Here is a 662-nt window from a genome sequence, read left to right on the forward strand (position 1 = left end):
TTAGCCGCGCAATGGAATTAGCGCTGGCTGCGAGGCACCTGCACGACGTGCTTTGTTTTTTGCTGTCTCTATCGGGGATGTCCCGCGCGAAGCGAAACATCCCCATCACGTGCCGCGCTACGCCTCGCGCGCCCAGACGCCGATCAGCACGCCGCCCGCCACTTCGCGCGCGGACGTCCCCGCCATCCTGTCATGGTCGATCGTCGGATGGATCTTGCGCGCGCGCAGCCAGTCGAACAGGTTCTGCAGCAACGTTTCGCGCACCGCTGCGTGCGCCGGGTCCGCGCCGAGGTCGTGATACTCGTCGGGATCGTTCTCGAGGTCGAACAACTGCGGGCGCAGATCGTCGAAAAACACCGCTTTCCAGCGCGCAGTCCGCACCATGTATCCATGACAGCGGTCGACGGGCTGCCCCACGGCTTCGCGCACGCTCGCGCGGAAGCTGTAATCCATTTCGCTGAACGCGGCGTCGCGCCATGACACCGCCTCGCCGTGCAACAGCGGCTGCAGCGAGCGTCCCTCCAGGAGATGCGGTTGCGCGGCGAGACCGAAGGCGTCGAGCACGGTCGGCAGTACGTCGATCGATTCCACGAGTTGCTCTTCGACGTGGCCGCGCGTGGCGTCGGCGCCGCGGCGCGGATCGTAGACGATCAGCGGCACCT

1 protein-coding gene is annotated in these 662 nt (G+C 66.2%); it reads right to left on the reverse strand.

What is annotated here, in order from left to right:
• Positions 1-117: 117 nt before the first annotated feature.
• The coding region (locus U5775_RS38935; RefSeq protein ID WP_322063438.1) for a sulfatase/phosphatase domain-containing protein at positions 118-662 on the reverse strand (545 nt) is incomplete at its 5' end.

Origin of the sequence: Paraburkholderia sp. J63, from assembly GCF_905220245.1 — a bacterium.
Taxonomy (GTDB): Bacteria; Pseudomonadota; Gammaproteobacteria; order Burkholderiales; family Burkholderiaceae; genus Paraburkholderia.